The organism is Streptomyces sp. NPDC087901 (genome assembly GCF_044742205.1).
Taxonomy (GTDB): Bacteria; Actinomycetota; Actinomycetes; order Streptomycetales; family Streptomycetaceae; genus Streptomyces.
Window position 1 is genome coordinate 356,396 of record NZ_JBIUUC010000001.1, and the last position, 23,845, is coordinate 380,240.

Consider the following 23,845-nt stretch of genomic DNA (forward strand, 5'->3'; position numbering starts at 1 on the left):
CAAGCAGTGACAGGCCAGTTACCGGCCGGGATGAAGGGCCGGCTACCGGCCCGGAGGAAGGGGCAGGTCACAGGTCCCGCGTGATACGGGTTTCCGTCAAGAGGTAGCCGTCAGGCAAGATGGGGTGTATCTGCCCACTCATCGATTGCCGGACGGTTTCTCTTGGCTGAGTACATCTACACGATGCGCAAGACACGCAAGGCGCACGGCGACAAGGTCATCCTTGACGACGTGACGCTGAGCTTCCTGCCCGGCGCGAAGATCGGTGTGGTGGGTCCCAACGGTGCCGGTAAGTCCACGGTGCTGAAGATCATGGCGGGCCTGGAGCAGCCGTCCAACGGTGACGCCTTCCTGTCGCCCGGGTTCAGCGTCGGCATCCTCATGCAGGAGCCCCACCTCGACGAGTCGAAGACCGTTCTGGAGAACGTCCAGGACGGCGCCGCCGAGATCATGGGCAAGCTCAAGCGCTTCAACGAGGTCGCCGAGCTCATGGCGACCGACTACTCCGACGCGCTCATGGACGAGATGGGCAAGCTCCAGGAGGACCTGGACCACGCCAACGCGTGGGACCTGGACGCTCAGCTGGAGCAGGCCATGGACGCGCTGGGCTGCCCGCCCGGTGACTGGGCCGTCACCAACCTGTCCGGTGGTGAGAAGCGCCGCGTCGCGCTCTGCAAGCTCCTCATCGAGGCGCCCGACCTGCTGCTGCTCGACGAGCCCACCAACCACCTCGACGCCGAGTCGGTGAACTGGCTGGAGCAGCACCTCTCGAAGTACGCGGGCGCCGTGGTCGCCGTCACCCACGACCGGTACTTCCTGAACAACGTCGCCGAGTGGATCCTCGAGCTCGACCGCGGCCGCGCCATCCCGTACGAGGGCAACTACTCCACGTACCTGGAGAAGAAGTCCACCCGCCTCAAGGTCGAGGGCCGCAAGGACGAGAAGCGGCAGAAGCGGCTCAAGGAAGAGCTGGAGTGGGTGCGGTCGAACGCCAAGGGGCGCCAGACCAAGTCCAAGGCCCGTCTCGCCCGGTACGAGGAGATGGCGGCCGAGGCGGACAAGATGCGGAAGCTGGACTTCGAGGAGATCCAGATTCCGCCGGGCCCGCGGCTCGGTTCCATCGTCGTCGAGGTCGAGAACCTCTCGAAGGCCTTCGGCGACAAGGTCCTCATCGACGACCTGTCGTTCACGCTGCCGCGTAACGGCATCGTCGGCATCATCGGTCCGAACGGTGCGGGCAAGACCACGCTGTTCAAGATGATCCAGGGCCTGGAGACGCCGGACAGCGGCTCCATCAAGGTCGGCGACACGGTCAAGATCTCGTACGTCGACCAGAGCCGCGCCAACATCGACCCGAAGAAGACGCTGTGGGCCGTCGTCTCGGACGAGCTGGACTACATCAACGTCGGCCAGGTCGAGATGCCGTCGCGGGCGTACGTCTCCGCGTTCGGCTTCAAGGGCCCGGACCAGCAGAAGCCGGCCGGTGTGCTCTCCGGTGGTGAGCGCAACCGCCTCAACCTGGCGCTGACGCTCAAGGAGGGCGGCAACCTGCTGCTCCTCGACGAGCCCACCAACGACCTCGACGTCGAGACCCTGTCCTCGCTCGAGAACGCGCTGCTGGAGTTCCCCGGTGCGGCCGTGGTCATCTCCCACGACCGCTGGTTCCTGGACCGAGTCGCCACCCACATCCTCGCCTACGAGGGCGAGTCCAAGTGGTACTGGTTCGAGGGCAACTTCGAGTCGTACGAGAAGAACAAGGTCGAGCGTCTCGGTGCGGACGCGGCCCGCCCGCACCGTGCCACGTACAAGAAGCTCACGCGAGGCTGATCGTCTTGGCACGTCACATCTACAGCTGCCCGCTGCGCTGGTCGGACATGGACGCCTTCGGCCACGTCAACAACGTGGTCTTCCTCCGCTACCTGGAGGAGGCGCGCATCGACTTCATGTTCCGGCTGGCGCCGGGGGACGGCTCGCCGTCCTTCGCGGGCGGTTCCGTCGTGGCCCGGCACGAGATCGACTACGTGCGCCCGCTGGTCCACCGGCACGCGCCGGTGACCGTCGAGTCATGGGTCACGAAGATAGGCGCCGCTTCGCTCACGATCGCGTACGAGATCAAGGATCCGGAGCAGGTGTACGTACGGGCGTCGACCGTTGTCGTCCCGTACAACCTGGCCGAGGAGCGCCCGCGGCGGATCTCGGCGGAGGAGAAGCTCTTCCTCCAGGAGTATCTGGCCGAGGAGCCCGCGGCAGTATGACCGCGCCCGTGCAGTCCCTGCAGTTCGCCGACGCGAGGGAGGCCGCAGATCTCGCGGCCTTCCTCGGCCGGCTGCTCCACTACGACCGTGCCGCGGCCGTACGGCTGCAGGCGGGCGGCGGTGCGCTGGCCGTGTTCGGCCGGCCACCGTCGTTCGAGGTCTTGGCGATCCGGGCGGTGCGGTTCGACGGTGCGCATGAATTCGATGTGACCGTGTCCGCCGGTGAGTTCCTGGAGTCGCTGGAGGAGTCGACCGGCTCCGGTGCGGTCCCCGCGCCGGTCACCGGTCCGCCGTGGACGGGTGTCCTGCCTCCGCGCGGCGGCTGGGAGGAACGGCCGGGGCTGCCCGACTCCCTCTCCCTGCGCGCTGCGCTGACCGACGCCGTCGCAGAGTTCCGTACCCGCGACGAAGCCCTGCCCGAGGACCGGCGTACGCGCGCGGAGCGGGACCTCATCGGGCGCGACATCTGGTCACGGACCGTCGGTGGTACGGAGCTTCCGCTGCGCGCTGTGCATGCGGCCCAGGCGCTCGGTTTTCTGCGTGCCGCCCCCGATTTTCCCGTGGCCCTGCTGGCCACCGGTGCGTGGCTGCGGCTGCGTACCCCCTACGGGTCCATCGCCCTGCGGCGGGCCGGCGCGGCGGGGGGCCTGGGGACGCTCGCCGTCTCCGTGGGCGGGTAAGAGCCCCACAGGCCGCTGTCACCAGCGCATGTGGACGTCCTCGGCCCAGCCCAGCAGCCGTTCCACCGCGATCTCCGTGCCGTCGTCGGTGCGGACACGCCCGTCGTAGTAGCCGAAGCACTGGTCGGTGCGGTTGTCGATCAGGCCGGTCTCCGTGCGTGTCGACCGGTTGTGGAACGGGGTGAACGTCAGGTCGACCTGGTCGGACGACGGCGTACGGATGGTCCAGGGCGCGAGGAAGTCGGTCGTGGACCACCGCCAGTCGAGTTCCTCGCCGATCTTGGTCAGCCGTCCGTCCACGCAGAGCCCGTTCTCCGTGGAGCCGGTGCCCGTCGTCCAGCGCCCGCCGAACTGGAGGCCCACCGTGTGCCCGTCGGTGCGTCCGGACGCGGCGCCCCAGTTCCAGTCGACCGTGCGCGGCCAGCGGCCGCGGCCGTGGTCCAGGACGGCCCAGGTGTCGTCCCCGTCGAAGTCCAGGAATTCGCTGCCGATCCTGACCCGGCCGGACGCGGGGAGTGCGGTGTGCTTGGAGGTGTACTGGAACCGCCGTTCGCTCCACGGTACGACGACGGAGAGCGACTCGTGCTCCGGAGGCCGGGCGACCAGGATGTCGACCTCCAGCGGAAGCCGGTCCGGGGTCAGGCAGCGGGCCCTCAGCCGGGTGCCGGCGTTCTCGTCGCGGATCTCGACGCGCACCTTGCCGCTGGACGGCCGCTCGGGTCCGACCACCACGTCCCTGGAGCCGGGGGCGCCCGCGACGGTGTCGGGGAGCTCGACGCCGAAGCCGCCGGGGATGATCGCGGTGCGCTCCGATTCCAGCCCGCCCGGTGCGTACTCGAGCAGGTAGACGGTGTTCAGAGCGAGGAAGTCGAGGTCACTGACGGTCAGCGCCACCAGATGGGTGGGCGTCGTCACGCACCAGTACTCCCAGCGCTTCGTGCGGCCCCAGCCGCGCAGATTGGCGCGGTGAAGCGGGACCCGGGACCAGCCGACCGCAGCCGGATTCAGACTCCCGTCGGGCAGACAGAGGTCGACCGGCTCGGTGATCTCGCGTTCGGACGTCGTCATGCGCGGATCCTATAGCGGGCCCCGGGCCGCGCCCGGGCAGTCCCGCCCCGGGTCATGAGGCGGCCTCGGGCCCTTCTCCGGCAGTCCTGTTCGGGGTTGCGCGGCGGCCTCCGGGCCTCCGGATCCCCTCCCCGGCAGTCCTGTACGGGGTTGTGCGGCGGCCTCCGGGCCCCGGGCCGCCTCCCCGCAGGCCTGCTCGCTCCACCCGGGATCGATGTCCGGTGGTGGAGTGCCGGATTCCCCACTCAATCGACCGGGCTCAGCCCTCGGTGTTCACCATCGAGGCGGCCGCATAGGTGAGGTAGTCCCACAGCTGCCGGTCGTGCTCCGGGGCCAGCCCGAGTTCGTCCAGAGCCACCCGCATGTGGCTCAGCCAGGCGTCGTGCGCTGCGCGGTCCACCTGGAACGGCGCGTGCCGCATCCGCAGCCGGGGGTGTCCGCGCTCCTCGCTGTAGGTGCGGGGGCCGCCCCAGTACTGCATCAGGAACAGCGTGAACCGCTCCTCGGCCGGGCCCAGATCCTCCTCCGGGTACATCGGCCGCAGCAGCGGGTCCCCGGCCACTCCCTGGTAGAAGCGGTGGACCAGGCGCCGGAAGGTCTCCTCGCCGCCGACCAGCTCGTAGAAGGTCAGCTCCTGCAGCGTGTCGTGCGGATTCTCAGTCACCCGTCCATGGTCGCAGACGCGCCCGCCGGGCACGGCGGCCCGGGGGCGCGGATCGCGCCATCCCTCCTCGCCGCGTGCCGGTGGCGGGGGGTCGCCGAAGTTCCTTCCCGGTTCTTTCCTGGCTCTCTTCTGGCTCTCTCTTCTGACTCCTCCTGTAATTCGTGATGCGAACTAGTATGGTTCGTGTTGCGAACGATAGACGGTTCGTGTCGCGAATGATTGATTCAGATCATGGTGGGAGTGGGAAACGTGGCGAGTGGAATCAGGCGGGGAGAAGACGTGGACCGTACGGTTGTGGTCATCGGTGGGGGATACGGCGGCGCTGCGGTCGCGAAAGCGCTCGACGAGGAGACCGATGTCGTACTCATAGATCCCAAGGACGCGTTCGTCCATGCGGCGGGGGCGCTGCGGGCGCTGGTCCGGCCCGACTGGGCGGGGCATATCTTCTTTCCTTACGACACCCTGCTGCGGCGCGGCACCGTCATCCGTGAGCGTGCCGCCTCGGTGGACCCCGGCGGAGTCACCCTGGCGTCGGGGGAGCGGATCGAGGCTGCTCGGCTGGTCCTCGCCACCGGTTCGGACTACCCGTTCCCGGCCAAGATGGACACCGACCTCTCCGGAGAGGCTCTGGAGCGCATCCACGAGGCCCACGCCGAACTGGCCGCAGCCGAGCGGGTCCTGATCGCCGGCGCCGGGCCGGTCGGGCTGGAACTCGCCGGCGAGATCAAGGCGGTGTGGCCGGGCAAGCACGTGATCATCACCGATCCCGCCGGCCGACTGGTACCGGGCTTCCTGCCGGAGTTCCGCGAGGAACTGCTCCGGCAGCTGGACGCGCTGGGTGTGGAGCTGCGACTGGGCACCGCCCTGGCCGAGCAGCCGCCCACCGGGCCGGGCCGGGGCAAGTCCTTCACGGTGGCCACCACCGATGGCGAAGAGATCTCCGCCGACATCTGGTTCCGCTGCTACGGCGGGAGCACCAACAGCGACTACCTCGCCGACGGCCGGGTCGCCGTACGCACCCCGCAGGGCCGGGTCCGGGTCACCGAGACGCTCAACGTCGAGGGCCACGACCACATCTACGCGCTCGGGGACATCACGGACTTGGCCGAGGCCAAGATGGCCGGATATGCCATGAAGCACGCCGAGGTGGTCGCGGAGAACATCCTCGCCCAGGTGCGCGGAGGGCGGCCCACGGCCACCTACCGGCCGTCCCCCGTCCCCTCGGTGCTGCTGCCGCTCGGCCCCGGTGGCGGGGTGGGGCAGGTGCCCACGCCCGATGGGCCCGCCCTCCTGCCGGCGTCGGCGGTCAGCGAGTACAAGGGCGTGGACCTGTTCACCGGCCGGTTTGCCGCGCTGTTCGGAGTGGCTCGCGGGTAAGGCCCGTGGCGCTCAGCGGACGGGCGCGGGCGGGGCGCCCTCCTCGGGCTCCATGAAGACCACCGGCACCTTGTTGCTCAGTACCAGCCGGCCGAGCAGCGTCGCAAGCTGCTCGCGGTCCGCCTCGTCGAGGCCCGCCGACAGGGCGTCCACCCGGTGGCAGGTTTCGGCGTAGAACGCGTCCGCCAGGACGTCGCCCGCCGAGGTCAGGGCGACCCGGACCGCGCGGCCGTCCTCGGGGTCGGGCTCGCGGCGCACCAGGCCGCGCTGGACGCTGCGGTCCACCAGGCCGGTGAGGCTCGACTTCGCCAGCCCCAGCATCGCGCCGAGCTCGCTCATCCCGTACGGCTGCACCATCAGCACGCACAGCAGCTGCCCCTGCTGTGCGGTGATTCCGTGCTCGCGGCCGGAATCGGCATACACGGCATTCACCAGGAACGAGGAGCGCACCAATGCGGTGACGACCCCCATCTTTCCGTGCTCGGCCTTTCGCATTCGCCCAGAATACGGCAGGCCGTGAAGGATCGGCCTCGGTGGGAGTGGAGCCTTCGCGTCAGTCTGCTGATATTCGTGGTGCGAACTATGTGCGGGGCGGGTGATGAGGGCTGTGATGCGGGCCTCCGACAGCACGGCGGCCGGCGACGGGGTGGTCACCCCCTCGCCGGCCGCGTATGCGTCCGAGCCGGTCAGTCCCGGCGGATCGTGATCGTCGTCCACGCCCCGACGTGCACCTGGTCGCCGTCCTGGAGCGGTACGGGGACGTAGGGCTGGATCGGGTCCTCGGCGCCGTTGAGCGTGGTGCCGTTCGTCGAGTTCTGGTCGACCACGGCCCAACTGCTGTCCGGCTGCTGCACCAACACCGCGTGCTGGTGCGAGACACCCGGGTCCTCCGGGGGCACGGACAGGTCGATGTCGGGGGACTCGCCCGTGCTGTGCCGACGGCGGCCGATGGTGATCTGGTTGCCGATGAGCGGCAGTTGCTGCTCCGGGGAGTACGCCGGGAGGTTGAGCCCGGTGGCCTCGGGGCCGCTGCGCTGCATCATCGCCAGGAAGTACTCGCGGTCGGGCGCGATGACCGCGGTCCAGTTCATGGACTGCGGAGCCTGCCCCTGACCTTGCCCATGGCCCTGACCTTGCCCATGAGCCTGGCCCTGGTCCGGCCCGGGACCCTGGGCCTGGCCCGGCCCCTGGTTCTGGCCCGGGTACGGCTGCTGCTGCATCGGACTCTGCGGGCCCTGGGCCTGCGAGGGCGGCGACAGCAGCCAGTCGTCACCGCCGGTCTGGGGCGCCTGCGGCTGCGGCGGGGCCGGCGGTCCCGGCTGCTCGAAGACCGGGGGAGCCGTCTGCTGGAACGCGGGCGACGCGCTCTGCTGCTGGAACGGCGGCGGGGGCGGTCCCTGCTGTCCCTGCTGTCCCTGCTGGAAGGGCGGCGGAGGGCCCTGTTGTCCCTGCTGGAACGGGGGCGGCGGGCCCTGCTGTCCCTGCTGGAACGGGGGCGGGGGCGGCGGGCCCTGCTGCTGGAACGGCGGGGGAGGCGAGCCCTGCGGCGAGTTCTGCTGCTGGGCGTGCTGCTGGCCCTGCGGGAAACCCTGCGGGCCCCCCTGGTGCCCCTGCTGCTGGAACGGCGGCGGAGGCGGCGGGCCCTGCTGCTGGAACGGGTGAGGGGAATGCTGCCCCGGTCCCGGAGGCCCGGGCTGGCCCGGGCCGGAGGAGAGCGGCTCGGCCGACCGGTTCACCTGCGAGGGGCGCGAACTCTGGTACTCGAACGGATCGCGGGGCTCGCGCGGCTGCGGCGGGCCCTGCTGCTGCTGAGCCTGGAAGCCCGGCGGCAGATTGAGACCGGGGACCGGACCACCGGGACCGCCCGGACCACCGGGACCGCCCGGACCACCCGGAACGCCGTGCTGCGGTGCCAGCGGCGTGTACGACGTCGCGGTGTTCGTGAGGAAGTTCCAGCGGCACTCCTCGCAGAAGGGCGCCATGGGCTCCCGCGGGGTGCGGCACTGGGGGCAGAGTTCGGCCTGCTGGGTCGCATCGGGGCCGTGGCCCTGCGGGTATCCGTAGCCGGGCGCGGGTGGCGGGGGAGGCGGCGGGGGAACGGCGCCCGCAGGCGCGCCCGCCTCGGCCATGCGGTGGCCGCAGACCTCGCACCAGTCCTCGGAACCCGACTGGTGTCCGTTCGGGCAGGTCGGCATGTCGGCGCTTCCCCCTCTCCTCGTCCGGCCCCGGGGGCCGTCATTTTCCTTGCGTAGCCGCCCGGCGGACCTGGCCGGTCGGGCGGCTCGTCAGTGCGGATATGTGGTTATTTCTTGACGCGAACCGTCTTCGTGGAGCGCGTTTCGAGTGTCATCTCGTCCGCATCCGCGACCTTCGCCTTCAGTCGCACAGTACCGGTCGCCGCGTCGACGACATCTACCACCTTCGAAAGCAGTTTCGCAGTGTCCTCGTTCCCGGACGCCGATGCCAGCTGCACCGCCCGGCCGAGTTTGGCCGTCGCGCCGTCGAAGTCTCCCGACTTGCGCGCATCGAGCCCCTGCTGGATGACTTGTGCCAGTTCCGCCTGGCCCGTGTAGTGCGCGACCTGCGGATTGATCGAGGTCGAGGCCACCATGTCGTCGGTCCACACCGCCCGTACCAGCCCCTGCGAGAGCGTCTGGGGCGTACCGCCCGCTGGGGCGGGAAGGATCAGCGAGACGCGGGCAGCCAGCATCTCCTGCCCGATGCCGGCCTCCGGCACCTGCACACATACGTGGTAGTCGCGGGACTCGTCGCCCCAGGAACCGGTGGGATAGTCGCCTGCGCGGGGACCGGCCTCCGTGCGCCGGTCGGTCAGTTCGGCCACGGTCGGCGCGACCTGCTTCACGAACTTGATCTCCACGCCGACCGGGGTCCAGAGCCGCAGCGCGACGTCCGCGACCTCCTTGCCCATCGCGTTCCCCATCATCTGCGTGAAGTCCGCGGCCAGCCCCGCCGGGTCGGCGACGATGTCGGCCGTGCCGAGCAGCGCGGAGGCGATCGCTGTGACCTCTTTCACCTCCCAGTCGGTGCCCACGCCGCGGGCGTCGCACGTGAACCGGCCCGCGCACGCGTCGAGCGCGGCCCGCAGATCCTCCGGGGCCTCGTGCTCGTTCCGTCCGTCCGTCAGCAGGATCCCGTGCCGGATCTCCACGTCGGCGGCGCCGAGCAGCCGGTCCGTCAGCCGCAGCCAGGTCCCGATCGCCGTACCGCCGCCCGCGCTGAGCCGACGCAGGGCCTCCTTCGCCTGGGCCTTGGTCTGCGCATCGGCGACGGCGAGCCGCCCGTTGCCCGGGTAGACCTCCCTGGCCACGTGCGTGCCGCCCACCACGGCGAAGGACGTGCCGTCGCGCAGGGTGTCGATCGCCGCCGCCGTCGCGTCGCGGGCATTGCGCATCTTCGTGGGCGGGTAGTCCATCGAACCCGAGCAGTCCACCATGATCACCACGGCTGCGTTCGCCGCGCCGCCCGGCAGTTGCGAGGTCGCCCCACCCGTCAGCGGAACACCGCCGGTGGTGCCGCCCCCGGTGGAGGTGACCGTGATGATGCCGTTGACCTCACGGCCGCCCTCGGGCAGATATTCGTTCTGATACACCTCGACGGAGAACTGCGGCACGTTCGACTTGGAGAAGTTGGCCATCTGATCGGCTCCTTGAGGCTCCACATGTCAGATGAAGACTGATGTGCGGACAAAGGCATCGGGGATGCGGGGGCGGACGGAACGGGTCTGGGCGGAACGGGACCGGATGGAGCGGGTCTGGGCGGAACGGGTCTGGACGGAACGGGACTTAGAGGGACCCACTGCTTCAGGCGGATCCTGCCCCTTGCGGTGCCACGGCGAACGGCACCAGGGCCACTGTTACGTTGTCGTGGCCCCCGCCGTCCAGGGCGTGCCCCACCAGCACCTGGGCGCCGTGCAGAGGCCGTTCGTACGCGTCCTCGGGCACCGCGGCGGCCATTTCGGCCGCGGACTCCGCGTAGTTCCACAGGCCGTCCGTGCAGACCACCACGAGTCCCGACCGGTCCGGTTTGAACGACGCGGTGTGCGGCTCAAGTTCGTAGGCGTCCGCGCCGAGCCAGCCCGTGATGGCGTGGGCGCGCTCGTCGGCGTACGCCTCCGCCTCGTTCATCAGGCCGGCTGCGACCATCTGCGCGGCCCAGGAATCGTCCTCGGTGAGCCGGGCCGGCGGACTGCTCCGGTCCTCGGGCACCCAGTACACGCGGCTGTCGCCGACCCAGCCGACGACCAGCAGACCGCTCGCCATGATCGCGCCGACCAGCGTGCACGCCGGGGCGTTCTGGTGGCGGTGCGGATCGTGCTCCTGGGCCTGACCGGGGTCCTGCGCCAGCCGGTTGACCGACTCGGCGGCGGCGACGATCGCCTCGTGCATCGCCTGCTGCGGATGCGTGCCGCGCGGCAGCGACTCCAGCAGCGCCTCGTTGGCGGTGTACGCGGCGGCGGCCGAGGCCTCGTCGGGCCTGCTGGCCGACGACACCCCGTCGCAGACGATCGCGACGACCGCCGGGGAGCCGTCCGGCAACGCGGTGGTCGACACCGCGAAGGAGTCCTCGTTGCGGTGATGACGCAGTCCGCGGTCGCTGACGGCGGCGACCGACTCGAGCTCCTGCTCCATGTGGTCGCGCTCGCGCGGCTGGGCGTGGCCGCAGTTCTCGCAGTAGCCGTCGTTGTCGACACGACCGGCCCGGCAGGCCACACACACCTTGGTGCCGGCCGACGGGGTCAGCGTGGGGTCGGGGGAGGTGCGGGGATCGGGCGCCGCCTCCGCCGGAGCCGCGGGCGCGGCCAGCTCGAAGTCGCCCGACGCGTCGGGCCCGTCGAAGCGGACGCCCTGAGCGCCGCCGACGGGCGGCGGCGCCGAACGCTCCGCGCCCGGGGCGGAGCCGGGCACTCGCCCGTGCCCCGGCTCCGCCGTCCCGGGGGCCGGCCCGAAGCCGGCACCCGGCGCGGACTTCCCGGCCGGGACGGCGATGGCGATCGTCGGGTGGTCCTGCGGCGGCTCGGGCACGGCCGAAAGGTCGTACCCGCACGCACCGCAGAACAGGTCCCCCGGCTCCAGCGGCTCCTGGCAGCCGGGACACCTCGACAAGGCAGTCTCCTGGTGCTTCTGCGACATGTTCACACCCACGTTCGGGGGCGGAAACGGTTGGCCCGCTCCACCAGTTCGATCCTCTCGTCACCGGGCTCAGCAAGCCGGGCGAGCATCCGGTACGACCTCTCCAGCCCGAAACGCAGGCCGCGCTCGTCCAGCTCACTGCCGAGCAGCGTCTTCGGCCCCTGCGCCCCGGTGTACGGGGCCGACTTCGGGTCCGAGGGCCGAGCCGTGGGACTACCGGAGAGTACCCAGTCGAGGGCCGTCCCCAGCACCTCGGTCGACAACTGCTCGCGGCGCACCGCGTCCAGGCCGAGACCGGCCAGCCCCGAGACCTGGGCCGACGCCGCCATCAGATCGGTGATCAACGGCTCGTCCGGGGCCCGCTCCCGCAGCCGGGCCCGCACCGCGGCGACCCGGGCCGCCGTGAAGTGGATCGACGCTTCCGGCACCGACTCCAGGGTCCTGACGGAGCCGGTCCGGTCCCCGGCCGCGATCTGCACCCGGGCCAGGCCGAACGCCGCGCTCACGAAGCTCGGGTCGGTCATCCAGACCAGCCGGTAGTACTCGGCGGCGTTGTCCAGCTGACCCAGGACCTCCGCGCAGATGCCGAGGGCCAGCTTCGGTGCGGGCTCCCCGGGAAACGCGTCGTAGACCGCGTCGAAGGACAGCGCCGCGTTCTCCTTGTCACCGGACACCAGGGAGGTGAGCCCGCGGTACCAGACCACCCGCCAGTCGTCCGCGTGCTGCGCCTCCAGCGAGGCCAGGGTCTCCCTCGCGCCGCCGAGGTCGTTCATCTCCAGCAGGGCCCGCAGCTCGCGCAGCCGCGTCTCCAGCGAGGCGGCCGGCACGGCCTGCAGTGCGGCAATCAGTTCGGCGGGCGCCGAAGCCATCACCCCGGCGAGGAAACCCGCGTTGGGGTCACTCGCGTCGACGCGGGGGACCGGCAGTGCGAGCGAGGTCCCGCGCACGTCGAGCCCGGCAAGCCGGGGGCCGTTCGCGCTGTGCGGCCCCGGCACCGTGCCCGGACCCGCGACCGGGGCCCGGGGGGCCGGAATGGGCGCCTGGGTCTGCGCGTACGGGAGCGGGGCGCCGTTCCCCGCGCCGCCCGGAGTGCCGCCGCGGACGTGTGTGGTGGTGGAGGGCAGTGGTCCGGCCTCCGCGGTGAACCCGGGAGGCCGGCCGGCCGGCAGCGCGCCCGGGACACCGCCCGGCGGCGCCACGGGGGCCGGCGGGGAGGCGGGATGCGCCACCGGCGCTCGGCCACCCCGCCGCCGCCCGAAGAGCCCGGGCCGGCCGGGCTCCGGCGACCTGGCACCCAGACGGGAGACATCACCGGTCCGGAGGGTGAAGAGCTCGGTGTCGGTGACGCGCAACTCCGCACCGAACAGCGTCGAAAGAGCCGGACGCGGGCGCCCGGTCTGCAGCGACACCACCTCGCGCAGCACGCCCGTCAGCTGCTCCGCCATCTCCGAGGCGGAGGCGAACCGTCGTGCCGGATCGGGATCGGTCGCCCGCACCAGCAGCCGGTAGAACGACTCGTAGGTCCGGAACACCTCGATGTTGTCCGGGTCCGGCAGCGAGTCCACGAAGATGTTCGTGTACCCCTGGAAGTCGAAGGTGAGCACCGCGAGCGTCCGCGCGACCGTGTACAGGTCGGAGGCCACCGAAGGGCCCGCCTCCCCGACCTCCGGCGCCTGGTACCCCACCGTGCCGTAGATGGCCGACTCCTCGTCGTCCATCCGGCGGACCGCGCCCATGTCGATCAGCTTCAGCTGGTCCTCGGTCTGGATCGCGTTGTCGACCTTGAAGTCGCAGTACAGGAGGTTGCGGCTGTGCAGGTGGCCCAGCGCCTCCAGAGCCTCGATGCCGAACGCGCACGCCTGCTCGACCGGCAGCGGATCCCGCTTCCCGGCCGGGGTGCGGCGCTCGTTGGCGATCTCCTTGAGCGCCTTGCCGCCGACGTACTCCATGACGATGTAGCCGTCGAGGGAGCCGGTCCGCTGGTCGAGGTGCTCGACGAAGTTGTAGATCCGGACGATGTTGGAGTGCTCGATCTCGGCGAGGAACCGGCGCTCCGAGATGGCCGCCGCCATGGCGTCCTGGTCGCCGGTGTCGAGCAGACCCTTGAGCACCACCCACCGGTCGGAGACCGCACGGTCCACCGCGAGATACACCCAGCCGAGGCCGCCGTGCGCCAGACAGCCCGCGACCTCGTACTGCCCGTGGACGATGTCGCCCCCCGTGAGCTTGGGCACGAATGAGTACGGGTGGCCGCACTTGGTGCAGAACCCCTCCGTACGCCCCGGCCGCTCACCCCGGGCCCGGCCCACCGGCGCCCCACAGTCCGAACGCGAGCAGAAACGCTTGCGCTCCGGCACCTCCGGGTTCTTCATCACCGCGGTGCGCGGATCGGGGCGCGGCACGTCCGGTACGAGCACCAGCCCGGCGCCCAGCCGGTTGCGGCTGGAGGAACCGGTCGACCTGGCGGAGGAACGCACCGAGACCGAACGCGACGTGGTGCTTCCGGACAGCGCGCGCGAGAGCCGCCCCGACACCGAACGCCGCGACGTCGACGAGCGTGAGGAGGACCGCGAGGAAGCCCTCGACGAGGACTGCGAACTGCTGCGGGCCGAGGTGCTGTTGCTGCCCCGGCCGCCGACCGCGATACCGGTGGGCGGCGAACTCACCATGCCGTTCGGCGAGACGACCGGTGCCAGACCGCAGGTGTCGCAGTACAGCTCACCGCCGCCCATGTCCTCGTAGTTGCCCTCGCACGAGGGGCGCTGGCACTGCGTACTCATGATCATTCCCCCTGTTCGCCCCGCCGCCGCGGCGGCCACGATGCTCCGTCACTATCCGTCATGCACACCATGTGCCCCAAGAAACCCGGCCGTCTCACAGGCGCCCCCACCGGTCCTCGGGGCCGGACGGCCCGCGCCCGGCCAGCATGTCCAGCGCCGCGTCCTGATAGCGCTGCACCGTCAGCGCCGCGACCCGCAGATCGCACGGCGCGCTCCACAACATCCGGCGCGCCGCGTCGTAACGCTCGATGAGGACCGGGTCCTCCGCCAGGCCGTGCCGGGCCACCTTCGCCTTGTACGCGTCGAGCCGGCCGCGCAGCTCCGCCCGGACGGCCAGCGGAGCCGTGACCGCCGTCAGCTGTTCCCGGGCTCGCAGCAACTCCTCGCCGGCCTGCTGCTCCAGGGACTCCAGAAGCGGTGAGAGCCGGTGCCACTGCGCGTGCCTGCGGTACTCCGACGCCACGGCCAGCCGCTCCTGCAGCGCTGTCGGCGGGCCGTTGACCGCGGGCACCTCGGAGGCGGCGATCTTCGCCAGCACCTCACCGCGCGCCGCCCTGGCCTCTGCCAGGGTGCGGTCGGCCCGGGACAGGACATCGCGCAGCTGGACGAGGCGCTGCTCGGCGTCCTGCCGGACCGCGAGCACCGCCTCGACCTCCCGCCGCACCTCGTCCAGCGCGCGCGCCGCCCGGTCGTAGCGCGCCGTGTCCGGGCGGCCGCCACCCGGCGCCGAACTGCCGGGCCCCGGAAGCCAGAACGCCAGCGGGTCGGAGATGACCTGCACTCGCAGCGTGGTCAGCTCCTGGACGATCGACTCCAGGTCGTCGCCCGCCGGGTGCTCCCCGGGCCGTACGCCGACCGAGTGCGCCAGCGAGTGGGTGCGGCGCAGTTCGGCGGCGAGCAGATCTATCCGGGCGGGCATCGCGGACCACACGGAGTCGGAGGCGACGACCATGTCGAGCGAGCGCGCGTACAGCTCGTTCATCCGCTGGACCAGTTCCTCCAGCGTGAAGCGCTCCGAGAGCCGGGCCGGGCCGGTGATCGACGGATCGTGGGCGGCGGCGGCATGCGCCACCGTCACCCCCTGGCCACGCAGCAGCTCGGTGAGTGCCACCAGGTCCTCGCGGTTGGGCTGACGACGCCGGGACCGCACCTCACGCGCCCGGTTCAGCGCCCCCGCGTACGCGTCGAAGTAGGTCCACAGCAGCGTGATCGACTGTTCGGTGGTGCTCCAGCGCTCCTTGGTGACACCGGTGAGGTCGGCGCCCTCCAGCAGCCGGCGCCCGGCGTGGTCCTGCAGGGCCAGGAGCGAGGTCTCGATCGCCTCGTGCTCCGCACCGAGCCGGGCCAGCGCACGGTCGGCCTCGTCCCGGTCCATGACCGGGCCGGGAGGCCGGGCCGCGTAGCTGGGGAAGGGGCCCGCGACGCCCATCGATCACCTCTCCGCTCTTCCTGCCGGGCGGGGGCCCGGCAGGATCAGTGCTGCCAACCCGCCGTCCGGGTGCCTGTGCCCCCTGATCCGGCCTGATCCAAACGAAACGCCCTAGTTGTCCCGGTACTTGGGCGCCGGTGGCTCCTCTATGCCAGGCAGGCCGTCGGCCAGCCAGTGGCGGTACGAGATCATCCAGGGGCTGTTCGCGCCACCGGAGCGGTAGCCGGCCAGCACCTTGTTGACCCGGGACACCAGGTCGTCCGCGCCCTTCTTCGTGGCCACGCCGTAGTACTCGGTGGTGAAGGGGGCGCCCTTGAGCTCCACGGCAGGGTCCTGGGCGGCCTGGCCGGCCGCGAGGGCGTTGTCCGTGACGACCGCGTCGACCTCACCCATCTGGAGCCGCACGAGGCAGTCCAGCTGGTTGGGGACGGTGAGCTGGTCCTCGTCGGCCTCGGTGCCGTCGTGCTCGTCCTTGAACACGGAGCCGAACGACTCCTTCTCCAGGGCCTCGTACGCGGTGGAGCCCTCGGCGGTGCAGACCCGCTTGCCGGCCAGCGAGGAGTTGAAGCCGGTGATCTCCGCACCCTTCTTCGCGTCCGCCTTCGGGTCGGCCTTCGGTGCGAGGACCTGCTGACCGGCCTGGAAGTAGGCCGTGGAGAACGACACCTGGTCCAGCCGGGCGCAGTTGATCGTCATCGTCCGGACGACGACGTCGACCTTGTCGTTCTCCAGCGCGGCGATGCGCTGGTTGGTGGGGATCGCCCGGAAGATCACCTTGTCCGGGCTGCCCAGGATGTCCTCGGCGATGGCCCGCACCAGGTCGATGTCGAAGCCTTCGAGATTCCCGGACTCCGGGTTGCGGAAGCCCCACTGGAAGCTGTTCTGGTCGACGCCGGCGATCAGCTTGCCGCGCTCCCTGATCCGCTTGATCGCGTCGCCCTCCGGCCGGCCGGGCGACAGGCTGGCCTCCGGGTCCGTGCAGTCGTCGGCCCGCGCCTGAACGGCGTGGGTCGTCCCGGGCCCGGCGCCCTTCGTGTCGAAGGGGGCCTTGCCGCCGTGGGAGAGCGGCAGCAGGGTCAGCGATGCCGTCACCGCGCAGGCCGCGGCCATGGCGGTCACCCCGCCCCAGCCGCGCAGCCGGTGCAGCCGGCCCCCGCGGGCCGTCCGCGGGCCCGTCCTCGGGTCCTTCGCTGTCATCGCTTCCCCTGTCACCGGAACTCCGAGAGCCTGCGGTTGACCCCGACGATCGCCGCCACCGCGCCCAGCACGGCGAGGGCCGCGGCCCCGATCGGCAGCCCGCCCAGGGCTCCGCGCCCGTCCTTGGCGGCCTGGGTGAACTCGCTCTGCTCGTGGGCGAGCGCCTTCCGCAGCGCTTCGTCCACCCGGCTGAAGGACTGACCCGTCGAGTTGTCCGACCCGATGATCTGCTCCAGCGCGGTGTCGTAGTCGCCGCCGTCGTCGGTCTTGCGGGCGGTCCGGTGGCGGCTCTGCCACTCGGTGACAGCCTTGATGGCATCCGCCACGGGCTTGCCGCCCTCGGTGTCGTCGGTGTCATCGGCGAGCTTCGCGGCCCTGCTCAGCTCTTCGCCGAGTGCCTTCATGCCCGTGCCGTAGTCGGTCTCGTACTTGTCCTTCTTGCCGTCCGCGGTGAGCACGGCGCCACGGGCGACCACCGTGAGGTTCTCGCTGGAGCGCGCCTTCAGGGAGTCGATGCGCGCCCGGTTCAGCACGTCCAGGGACTGCTGGCCGTGTGTGTCGGCCTCGGCCAGATCGGACCGGGCCACCGTGTGCCCCACCGCCAGCCACAGCAGGACCACGGTCGCCGCCGCGGTCGCCGCGAGCAGACCGTGGTTGAACACCCGGTTCGTCCTGCGGTAGTTGCGCCGCTGCGCCCAGAACAGCACGGCCAGCGCGATGACGCCGATGCCGAGGGAGAAGAACGGCCACGTCCGGGCGGAGTGGTAGTCCTGGTCGAGCCGGTCCGTCTCCGCCGTGTAGAGCCGTTCGGCGGCCGGCAGCAGTTCGTTCGCCATCTTCTGGTTCGCGTACCGGAGGTAGGCGCCGCCGAGCGGCAGCCCCTGCCGGTTGTTGGCGCGGGCGCGCTCGATCAGTCCGGTGTAGCGCGGGAGTTCCTGGTTGAGCGTGGTGATCTCGTGGCCGGACTCGGTCGAGGAGTCCGTGTTGGCCGCGGCCTTCACCAGCAGCCGCGAGGCGTCGTCGATGTCCTTCACGTACTGGTCGTGGACCGCCTTCGGCTCCTGCGGTCCGGCCAGGAAGCCGCTCGCGGCCGCCGCGTCGGCATCGGCCAGCGAGCGGTAGATGCCCGCCGCGTCCGCGCTGAGCGGCTGACTGCGTTCCACCACGTCGTTCGCGGCTGCCGCGCGGTCGCTGATCTCGAACGCCGTCACCGCCCCGAACGCGACGACGAGCAGCGCGAGCACGGCTCCGATGATCTGGAGCCGGCCGGGCTCGGTGGTCGCCGCGGCACGCAGCCGCTCGGTCACCACGGCCCGGACGCTGTGTGGCGGCGGCGCGGGTACGGCCGCCGCCGCCGCAGGCTGCTGCTCCGGCGCGTGCTGCGGCGCCGGCCGCACATTCGGCGGGTATGTCACTTGACCTCCCCCTCGGTCACTGACGGTGGCCCGCCCCCCGGCCGATCGGGGGACTGGTACCCGGCCAGAAGTATGGCCGCAGGGACCGGTGTCCACATGGTGAACGCCCGGATCCTGCACCGGTCCATCAAGCAGCCAACTGTGATCAGCTGCGGTCACACAGCATTCGATCAAGGTCGACGCCGTCGATCAAGACGATCGGCGGAGCAATCCCCGAAGCAATTCCCTGAGCAGTCCCCGAAAGCGGAACGATCTCCCCACTCATGAACACGTCCGGGGCAACTGATCGGTTCCCGTACGCAGAAGACGTCCCGTAACCCGAAGGTTACGGGACGTCTCCGACACGTTCCTGCGCGGCGGTCCGTCAGACGTACTGCTCCCGCAGCCTGGCGTGCACCCGGGGCGGCGCACCCGTGTGGTCCAGGCCGAGCAGCCCGGCGCCCAGCACCGGGGACTCCTTCATCACCCGCACCACCGCCTTGGGGGCGCGCAGGGCGAGGAGTTCGGCGATCCGGTCGTCCAACTGGGGGTGCCGGGCGGCCAGCACGCTGCCGCCCAGGACCACCGGAGCCTCCTCCCCGAGCAGCCCGAGGCGGGACAGTGCGACCGAGGACAGCGCCACGACCTCTTCGGCCAGCCGGTCCACGAGCCCGCGCGCCACCGCGTCGCCGGCCGCGGCGGTCGCGAACAGCACCGGCGACAGCTCATGGCGCCGCCCGGACTCGATCCGGCCCAGATGCAGCGCCTCGATCAGCGCGTACATCGAGTCGAGCCCGAAGTGCGCGGGCAGCGCGCGGGCCAGCTCGGTCGGCTCACCGCGGCCGTCCTCGGCACGCGAGGCGAACCACATCGCCTCCTCGGAGAGCCCCGAACCGCCGCCCCAGTCACCGGAGATCCGGCCGATGGCGGGGAAGCGCGCGGTCCGCCCGTCCGGCACCATGCCGACACAGTTGATCCCCGCACCGCACACGACGGCCACCCCGCGCGGCTCGTCGGCCCCGGCCCGCAGGATCGCGAAGGTGTCGTTGCGCACCTCCACCGTGCGACCCCAGGCACGGGCGCGCAGGGCGTCGGTCAACTGCGCCTCCTCGACCGGCAGATCGGCGTTGGCGAGACACGCGGACACATGGGCGACGGACCCGGCGTCCGCACCGGCCGAGGCCAGCACCTGCTCCACCGCGGCGCCGAGCACATCCACGGCCGTACCGACACCGACCACCGGCGGCTGGAAGCCGCCGCCCCGGGCCGTGGACAGCACGGTGCCGTCCTCACCGATGAGTGCCACATCGGTCTTGCTGTTCCCCGCGTCGATCGCGAGGACCGAACCGTTCACGCCCACGCGAGGTGCTCCCGGTTGTGCGCGATCAGCTTGTCGGTGAGCGCCTCGGCGTACTCGAACTGGCCGATCAGGGGGTGCGAGAGCAGCGCCTTGAACACCCGGTCGCGGCCACCGCGCAGCGCGGCCTCCAGCGCCAGGTCCTCGTACGCCGTCACGTTGGCGATCAGACCGGCGTACAGCGGGTCCAGCTCCGGCACGGCGAGGGGTGTGGCACCCGTCCCGTCGACCCGGGCCTGGACCTCGATCACCGCGTCGTCCGGCAGGAAGGGCAGCGTCCCCTTGTTGTACGTGTTGACCACCTGCACCGCGGAGCCGCCGCCGCCGAGGAGCGAGGCCGCCAGGTCCACGGCCGCCTCCGAGTAGAAGGCCCCGCCCCGCTTGGCGAGCAGCGCGGGCTTCTCGTCCAGCGCCGGGTCCCCGTACATGGCGAGGAGTTCCGTCTCCATCTCGGCGACCTCGGCAGCCCGCGAGGGCTTGGTGCCGAGCTCCCGCACGACCTCGTCGTGCGCGTAGAAGTAGCGCAGGTAGTACGAGGGAACCACGCCGAGCCGGTCGACGACCGCCCGCGGCATGCGCAGGTCGTCCGCGATCGCGTCGCCGTGCTGGGCGATCAGCCGCGGCAGGACGTTCTCGCCCTCGGGGCCGCCGAGACGCACCCCGAGCTCCCAGCTGAGGTGGTTCAGCCCGACGTGGTCGAGGTGCACCTCACCGGGGGTCACATCGAGCAGCCGCGCGAACTTGCGCTGGAAGCCGATCGCGACGTTGCACAGGCCGACGGCCTTGTGGCCGGCCTGGAGCAGGGCGCGGGTGACGATGCCGACCGGGTTGGTGAAGTCGATGATCCAGGCGTTCGGGTTGGTGCGCCGGACGCGCTCGGCGATGTCGAGCACGACCGGGACGGTGCGCAGGGCCTTGGCGAGGCCGCCGGCCCCGGTGGTCTCCTGGCCGATGCAGCCGCACTCCAGCGGCCACGTCTCGTCCTGGTTGCGGGCGGCCTGGCCGCCCACGCGCAGCTGGAGCAGGACCGCGTCGGCGTCGGCGACGCCCGCGTCGATGTCCGAGGTGGTGACGATCTTCCCCGGGTGGCCCTGCTTGGCGAAGATCCGCCGGGCGAGGCCGCCGACGAGTTCGAGCCGGTCGGCCGCCGGGTCGACGAGCACGAGCTCCTCGACCGGCAGGGTGTCCCGCAGCCGTGCGAAACCGTCGATCAGTTCAGGTGTGTAGGTGGACCCGCCACCCACTACTGCGAGCTTCATGAATCAGCCCTTTACTCCGGTCAGTGTGACGCCCTCGACGAATGCCTTCTGTGCGAAGAAGAAGACGAGGATCACAGGGGCCATGACCAGAACGGTCGCGGCCATGGTCAGGTTCCAGTCGGTGTGGTGTGCGCCCTTGAAGGACTCCAGTCCGTAACTCAGGGTCCAGGCCGCCGGGTTCTCGGAGGCGTAGATCTGCGGGCCGAAGTAGTCGTTCCAGGCGTAGAAGAACTGGAAGAGGGCGACGGCGGCGATGCCCGGCTTGGCCATCGGGATCACGACGCGCAGCAAGGTGCGGAATTCACCGCAGCCGTCGACCTTCGCCGCGTCGAGGTACTCGTTGGGAATGGTCAGCAGGAACTGCCGCAGCAGGAATATGGAGAACGCGTCGCCGAACGCCATCGGGATGATCAGCGGCCAGAGCGTGCCGGACATGTCGAGCTGCTTGGCCCAGAACAGGTACATCGGGATGACGACGACCTGCGGCGGCAGCATCATCATCGAGATGACGAGCATCAGCGACAGATGCCGGCCGCGGAAACGGAACTTGGCGAGCGCGTACGCCACGGGCAGCGAGGACACGACCGTGAGGACGGTGCCCAGGCCCGCGTACAGCAGGGTGTTCTTCCACCAGGTCAGGAAGCCCGGGGTGTCGAACACCTGCTTGTAGTTGCTCCACTCGAAGGGGTGCGGCCACAGGTCACGGGTCAGTGCCTGCTCGTCGCTCATCAGCGAGGTGAGGAAGAGGAAGACGAACGGCAGCACGAAGAAGAGCGCGGCCGCTACGCCGAGCGAGTGCACACCGATCCAGTGCAGCAGCGCCTTGCGGCGCGCGACGCGCTCGGCCGGGGTGACGGGGTCACTCGCCGGGCCGGCGGTCTTCGGGGTGTCGAGAACCTGCGCCACGTCACTCACCTGCCTGGATCAGTCCGCTGCGGCGCCGCATCAGGAGTGCGGTGAACGCCATGGCGAGGACGAAGAGAACGAGCGCGACCACACAGGCGGAGCCGTAGTCGAAGCGCTGGAAACCGAGGTTGTAGACCAGCTGTGGAAGCGTCAGTGTCGACTTGTCGGGATAGCCCGGCTCGAACTGCTGCCCCGAGCCGCCCATGACACCCGAGGCGACCTTCCCCGCCACGAGTGGCTGGGTGTAGTACTGCATCGTCTGGATGACGCCGGTGACCACGGCGAACATGATGATCGGCGAGATGTTCGGCAGCGTGACGAAGCGGAACCGCTGGTACGAGTTCGCCCCGTCCAGCTCCGCCGCCTCGTACTGCTCCTTCGGTACGTCGAGGAGCGCGGCCATGAAGATCACCATCAGGTCGCCCACCCCCCACACCGCGAGGGCGGTCAGCGCCGGCTTGGACCAGGTGGCGTCGGTGAACCAGCCAGGGGTCGGCAGTCCGAGCTCGCCGAGGATCGAATTGACCGGTCCCGTACCCGGGTTGAGCAGGAAGACGAAGCCCAGCGTCGCAGCGACCGGCGGGGCCAGGTACGGCAGGTAGAACAGCGTCCGGAAGAACCCGGTACCCGTCTTGATCTTGGTGATCAGCATGCCGATGCCGAGTCCGAAGACCACCCGGCAGGTCACCATGACCAGGACCAGCCACAGTGTGTTGCGCAGGGCGGGCCAGAACAGCGGGTAGTCGTTGAAGACGAACGACCAGTTCTGCAGCCCGCTGAACTCGGGGGCGGAGAAGCCGTCGTAGCTGGTGAAGGAGAAATAGAGCGTGGAGATCAGCGGGTAGGCGAAGAAGACGCAGAACCCGATCAGCCACGGCGACATGAAGGCCGCCGTCCGAAGCGCCGAGCGACGGCGCTTCGAACGGAGTGTGTACGTGCTCATCGCGTCGGCTCTACTTCGCCTGGTCGATCGCCGCGTCGATCTCCTTGGCGGTCTTCTCCAGGCCCGCCGCGAGGTCCTTCTGGGTGCCCTTCTCGACCTCGAAGCCGAGGTTCTGCAGGGACGTCAGGTACGCGCCGCCGTTCACCGAGGGCGGGGTGGTGGTGGACTGCGGGTTGGCCGCGATGTCCAGGAAGGTCTTGAAGCGCGGGTCGTACTTCAGCTTCGGCGACTTGAGCGCGGCGAGCGTGGACGGCACGTTGTGGATGGCGTTGGCGAAGTTGACGACCGCGTCGGTGTCGGTCGTCATGAACTTCACCAGCTCCCACGCGGCGTTCTGCTTGGTGGAGGTGGCGGCGATACCGGCGATGGTGCCGGTCAGATAGCCCTTGCCGTACGTGTCGGCCTCGCTGTCGGCGACGGGCATCGGGGCCACCCCGATCTCGAACTCCGGCTTGGTCTCCTCGGCCATGCCGAGCCGCCACTCGCCGTCCAGCTGCATGGCCACCTGGCCGGTGTGGAACGGGTGCTTGGCGCCCCACTCGTCACCGAAGCCGGTACGGAACTTCTCCAGCTTCTGGTAGCCGCCGAGGGAGTCCACCAGCTTCTTCTGGCTGGTGAGCATGTCGGCGAAGGCCGGGTCCTTGGCGACGTTCGACTTGCCGTCCGCGTCGAAGTACGTCGGGCTCCAGCCACCGAGGTAGTGCTCGGTCGTGGACTCGTAGCCGTGGTAGTTCGGCATGAAGCCGAGCTGCTCGTACGAGTCGCCCTTGGTCTTCGTCAGCTTCTTCGCGTCGGCGGCGAACTCGGTCCAGGTCTTCGGCGGGCTGGTGATCCCGGCGTCCTTGAACGCGTCCTTGTTGTAGTAGAGGCCGTACGCGTCGCCGAGCAGCGGCACCGTGCAGCGCACCCCGTCGAACTGCGTGTACTCGTTCATCGCCTTCGGGAAGGTCGCCTCCGCGTCGATCCCGTCCTTCTTCAGGAAGGGGTTGAGGTCGACGAAGGCCTTCGACTTGCAGAACTTGCCCACGTTGTTCGTGGTGAACGACGACACGACGTCCGGAGCCTTGGAACCGCCCGCGCGCAGCGCCTGGTTGATCTTGTCGTCGGTCATGTTGCCGACGACCTTCACGTGGATGTTCGGGTGCGCCTTCTCGAAGGCGTCGACCGTGTCCTGAATTCCCTTGACCTCGCCCGGGGCGCTCCAGCCGTGCCAGAAGTTGATGGTCGTCTCCTTGGACGCGTCATCACTGGCACCGGAGTTGCTCTGCCCGGTACAGGCGGAGGCGAACAGGGCTATCGCGGCGGTCGCGGCGAGCGCGACGGCCGGCTTCCGGCGGTTTCCGGACATGGTGGTGTCTCCCGATGAAGGGTTGGGACAGGGAAGGA

Annotated in this window: 19 protein-coding genes; 4 read left to right on the forward strand and 15 right to left on the reverse strand. The window is 70.5% G+C overall.

Annotated features, from left to right (window positions below; translation table 11 throughout):
* Positions 1-162: 162 nt before the first annotated feature.
* Genes ettA through ACIOEW_RS01575 form a run of 3 tightly spaced genes read left to right on the forward strand, consistent with a single transcriptional unit; the run spans position 163 to position 2,935 of the window.
* Positions 163-1,827 carry an energy-dependent translational throttle protein EttA gene (gene ettA, locus ACIOEW_RS01565; protein WP_326736224.1) on the forward strand — a complete coding sequence of 555 codons (1,665 nt, stop codon included), beginning with the start codon at positions 163-165 and terminating at the stop codon, positions 1,825-1,827.
* A gap of 5 nt (positions 1,828-1,832) precedes the next feature.
* Positions 1,833-2,255 carry a thioesterase family protein gene (locus ACIOEW_RS01570; RefSeq protein ID WP_168713538.1) on the forward strand — a complete coding sequence of 141 codons (423 nt, stop codon included), beginning with the start codon at positions 1,833-1,835 and terminating at the stop codon, positions 2,253-2,255.
* The gene (locus ACIOEW_RS01575; RefSeq protein WP_362551787.1) at positions 2,252-2,935 is read left to right on the forward strand and encodes a hypothetical protein; all 684 of its coding nucleotides are present in this window, start codon (positions 2,252-2,254) and stop codon (positions 2,933-2,935) included. Before ACIOEW_RS01570 ends, ACIOEW_RS01575 begins: the two co-directional genes overlap by 4 nt.
* An 18-nt stretch (positions 2,936-2,953) precedes the next feature.
* Here the strand turns inward: ACIOEW_RS01575 and ACIOEW_RS01580 are convergent, their stop codons facing one another.
* A complete protein-coding gene (locus ACIOEW_RS01580) occupies positions 2,954-4,003 on the reverse strand; it encodes a DUF2804 domain-containing protein (RefSeq protein ID WP_362551790.1) in 1,050 nt (349 codons plus the stop codon).
* A 259-nt stretch (positions 4,004-4,262) separates the two neighbouring features.
* Complete coding sequence (locus tag ACIOEW_RS01585; protein ID WP_362551793.1) at positions 4,263-4,667, reverse strand: globin; 405 nt, start codon at positions 4,665-4,667, stop codon at positions 4,263-4,265.
* 279 nt (positions 4,668-4,946) lie between these two features.
* Here ACIOEW_RS01585 and ACIOEW_RS01590 point away from each other — a divergent pair, with 279 nt between their 5' ends.
* A complete protein-coding gene (locus ACIOEW_RS01590) occupies positions 4,947-6,044 on the forward strand; it encodes an NAD(P)/FAD-dependent oxidoreductase (RefSeq protein WP_401960386.1) in 1,098 nt (365 codons plus the stop codon).
* Between the two features lie 12 nt (positions 6,045-6,056).
* On the opposite strand, the gene ACIOEW_RS01595 is transcribed toward ACIOEW_RS01590, so the two are convergent.
* From ACIOEW_RS01595 to ACIOEW_RS01655, 13 genes are all read right to left on the reverse strand, one after another.
* Positions 6,057-6,515 (reverse strand): MarR family winged helix-turn-helix transcriptional regulator, encoded by a 459-nt coding sequence (locus ACIOEW_RS01595; RefSeq protein WP_401961490.1) that lies wholly within the window; start codon positions 6,513-6,515, stop codon positions 6,057-6,059.
* A gap of 215 nt (positions 6,516-6,730) precedes the next feature.
* A complete protein-coding gene (locus ACIOEW_RS01600; RefSeq protein ID WP_401960387.1) occupies positions 6,731-8,239 on the reverse strand; it encodes an FHA domain-containing protein in 1,509 nt (502 codons plus the stop codon).
* 107 nt (positions 8,240-8,346) lie between these two features.
* Positions 8,347-9,699: a VWA domain-containing protein gene (locus ACIOEW_RS01605; protein ID WP_362551802.1), complete on the reverse strand. Its 1,353-nt coding sequence runs from the start codon at positions 9,697-9,699 to the stop codon at positions 8,347-8,349.
* Positions 9,700-9,865: 166 nt separating this feature from the next.
* Positions 9,866-11,200 carry a PP2C family serine/threonine-protein phosphatase gene (locus ACIOEW_RS01610; protein ID WP_401961493.1) on the reverse strand — a complete coding sequence of 445 codons (1,335 nt, stop codon included), beginning with the start codon at positions 11,198-11,200 and terminating at the stop codon, positions 9,866-9,868.
* On the reverse strand, positions 11,197-13,974 hold the full coding sequence (locus ACIOEW_RS01615; RefSeq protein ID WP_401960390.1) for a tetratricopeptide repeat protein: 2,778 nt from the start codon (positions 13,972-13,974) through the stop codon (positions 11,197-11,199). Before ACIOEW_RS01615 ends, ACIOEW_RS01610 begins: the two co-directional genes overlap by 4 nt.
* A gap of 94 nt (positions 13,975-14,068) precedes the next feature.
* Positions 14,069-15,403, reverse strand: a complete 1,335-nt coding sequence (locus ACIOEW_RS01620) for a hypothetical protein (RefSeq protein ID WP_362551807.1) — start codon at positions 15,401-15,403, stop codon at positions 14,069-14,071.
* A gap of 111 nt (positions 15,404-15,514) precedes the next feature.
* The gene (locus ACIOEW_RS01625; protein ID WP_362551810.1) at positions 15,515-16,600 is read right to left on the reverse strand and encodes a glutamate ABC transporter substrate-binding protein; all 1,086 of its coding nucleotides are present in this window, start codon (positions 16,598-16,600) and stop codon (positions 15,515-15,517) included.
* An 11-nt stretch (positions 16,601-16,611) separates the two neighbouring features.
* The gene (locus ACIOEW_RS01630) at positions 16,612-18,015 is read right to left on the reverse strand and encodes a hypothetical protein (protein ID WP_401960394.1); all 1,404 of its coding nucleotides are present in this window, start codon (positions 18,013-18,015) and stop codon (positions 16,612-16,614) included.
* 364 nt (positions 18,016-18,379) lie between these two features.
* On the reverse strand, positions 18,380-19,354 hold the full coding sequence (locus tag ACIOEW_RS01635; RefSeq protein ID WP_362551813.1) for a BadF/BadG/BcrA/BcrD ATPase family protein: 975 nt from the start codon (positions 19,352-19,354) through the stop codon (positions 18,380-18,382).
* Positions 19,345-20,610, reverse strand: coding sequence for a 6-phospho-beta-glucosidase (locus ACIOEW_RS01640; RefSeq protein ID WP_401960396.1), 1,266 nt, complete (start codon positions 20,608-20,610; stop codon positions 19,345-19,347). The genes ACIOEW_RS01635 and ACIOEW_RS01640 overlap by 10 nt, the downstream gene beginning before the upstream one ends.
* A 3-nt stretch (positions 20,611-20,613) precedes the next feature.
* The gene (locus ACIOEW_RS01645; protein WP_362557351.1) at positions 20,614-21,516 is read right to left on the reverse strand and encodes a carbohydrate ABC transporter permease; all 903 of its coding nucleotides are present in this window, start codon (positions 21,514-21,516) and stop codon (positions 20,614-20,616) included.
* A 1-nt stretch (position 21,517) separates the two neighbouring features.
* A complete protein-coding gene (locus ACIOEW_RS01650) occupies positions 21,518-22,459 on the reverse strand; it encodes a carbohydrate ABC transporter permease (protein ID WP_401960400.1) in 942 nt (313 codons plus the stop codon).
* A gap of 10 nt (positions 22,460-22,469) precedes the next feature.
* A complete protein-coding gene (locus tag ACIOEW_RS01655; RefSeq protein ID WP_362557347.1) occupies positions 22,470-23,807 on the reverse strand; it encodes an ABC transporter substrate-binding protein in 1,338 nt (445 codons plus the stop codon).
* Positions 23,808-23,845 lie beyond the last annotated feature (38 nt).